This is a genomic window from Streptomyces sp. NPDC050704 (genome assembly GCF_040654355.1).
Classification (GTDB): Bacteria; Actinomycetota; Actinomycetes; order Streptomycetales; family Streptomycetaceae; genus Streptomyces.
Genome location: NZ_JBFAHW010000271.1, coordinates 1 through 1,688 on the forward strand (window position 1 = coordinate 1; position 1,688 = coordinate 1,688).

Annotated in this window: 3 protein-coding genes; 1 reads left to right on the forward strand and 2 read right to left on the reverse strand. The window is 69.7% G+C overall.

Features of this window, described 5'->3' with window-relative positions; genetic code table 11:
- The first annotated feature begins 67 nt into the window (after window positions 1-67).
- Window positions 68-793: a dienelactone hydrolase family protein gene (locus AB0I18_RS52020; protein ID WP_363112890.1), complete on the forward strand. Its 726-nt coding sequence runs from the start codon at window positions 68-70 to the stop codon at window positions 791-793.
- Between the two features lie 144 nt (window positions 794-937).
- On the opposite strand, the gene AB0I18_RS52025 is transcribed toward AB0I18_RS52020, so the two are convergent.
- Entirely contained in the window at window positions 938-1,435 is a 498-nt protein-coding gene (locus AB0I18_RS52025) for a peptidylprolyl isomerase (protein ID WP_363112891.1), read from the reverse strand.
- Window positions 1,436-1,506: 71 nt separating this feature from the next.
- On the reverse strand, window positions 1,507-1,688 hold a 182-nt coding region (locus AB0I18_RS52030), incomplete at its 5' end, for a hypothetical protein (protein ID WP_363112892.1).

Sequence of the window (1,688 nt, forward strand, 5' to 3'; positions counted from 1 at the left end):
CCCGGGCTGTTCTGCCAGCGGCAGAACACCGGCCCGACCGGGCTCGACGATCACTATGGTCCATCGCATGGCGACTGTTACCACGTGCACGGTCGAATACCCGGCCGACGGCCTGACGATGATCGGGCACCTCGCGCTCCCGGCCGGTGTCGACCGCCGACCCGCGGTCCTGGTCGGACCCGAGGGACCGGGACTGAACGACTTCCAGCGCCGCCGGGCCGACGCCCTCGCCGAACTGGGGTACGTGGCGCTGGCCTTCGACATCCACGGCGGGCGTTGGTTCACCGACCCCGAGGAGATGCTGGCGCGTTGTATCCCGTTGCTCGCCGACCCCGACCGCATGCGGGGCATCGGCCACGCGGCACTCGACGTGTTGCGCGCCCAACCGCGGACCGACCCGGACCGGATCGCCGCCGTCGGCTACGGCACCGGGGGCGCAATCGTGCTGGAACTCGGGCGCGACGGCGTCAACCTGCGCGCGATCGGGACAGTCAACGCACTGACCACGGGCCGACCGGGCGAGGCGGCACGCATTCGCTGCCCGGTGTGGGCCGCGGTCGGGTCGGAAGACCCGATCATGCCGCCCGCGCAACGGGACGCGTTCGCCGCCGAGATGCAGGCCGCGGGCGTCGACTGGCGCCTGGTGGTCTACGGCGGCGCCTTGCACGCCTTCCACCACCCGCCGGTCGACCAGACCGTGCTCCCCGGCGTCGGCTACCACCCACGGCACGCGCAGCGAGCCTGGCACGACGTCGTCGACCTGCTCGCCGAGTGCCTGCCCGTGACGGAGTGATCTGGTCAGTCCAAGCTCGGGGCATGCACGCAGCCTTGGGGAGTGGCGAGGTAGGGCCGGCCCAGCCTTGGGGAGTGGCCAGGTAGGGGCCGGCCTACTTGCGCGAGTAGCCCGTTGGGCCGTCCTGGTCGGAGAGGGACCGTGTTACTTCTCCAGGACGCCCGAGGAAGCGATCTCGATCTTCGTGCGGGTGGCACCGGAGCGTGAGCCCAGGGATTCGATCTTCGTCACCAGGTCCTGGCCCTCGACGACTTCGCCGAAGACCACGTGCTTGCCGTCCAGCCACGGGGTGAGCACCGTGGTGATGAAGAACTGCGAGCCGTTGCTGTCGCGGCCGGAGTTTGCCATGGACAGCAGGAACGGCTTGTCGTGTGGGAGCTTGAAGTTCTCGTCGTCGAACTTTCCGCCGTAGATGCTCTTGCCGCCGGTGCCGTCGCCGCGGGTGAAGTCGCCGCCCTGGAGCATGAAGTCCGGGATGACGCGGTGGAAGCCCGAGCCCTCGTATCCGAAGCCGTGCTGGCCGGTGGCCAGCTCACGGAAGTTCCGCGCCGTCTTGGGGACGACGTCGTCGTACAGGTGGAAGACGATCCGGCCCGCGGCCTTGCCGTCAAGGGTGATGTCGAAGAAAACGTTGGTAGACATGAGGAGATCCTGTCATGGCGCCGTGTACCACCTTGGAGCGGCCGGTCAGTGCGGCCACTCCAGCGGTGATGTCAGGCGGGACGGCCGGTGGAGGAGAGGTCCGGGCGGGCGCGGTGGCGCCGGCGGCCCGTGCAGCCGCGGGCGACGCCGACGCCGGTCTCCATCACCCGTTCGGGCCGGCTCGATCTGACCGGCACGGATCCGCTGACGGACCTCCTGAACGGCGTACGGACCAGTGGTGCGATCTTCCACC

Coding starts and splice junctions, on each gene's coding strand:
- AB0I18_RS52020 (WP_363112890.1), top strand. CDS start 68: ATGGCGACTGTTACCACGTGCACGGTCGAATACCCGGCCGACGGCCTG.
- AB0I18_RS52025 (WP_363112891.1), bottom strand. CDS start 1,435: ATGTCTACCAACGTTTTCTTCGACATCACCCTTGACGGCAAGGCCGCG.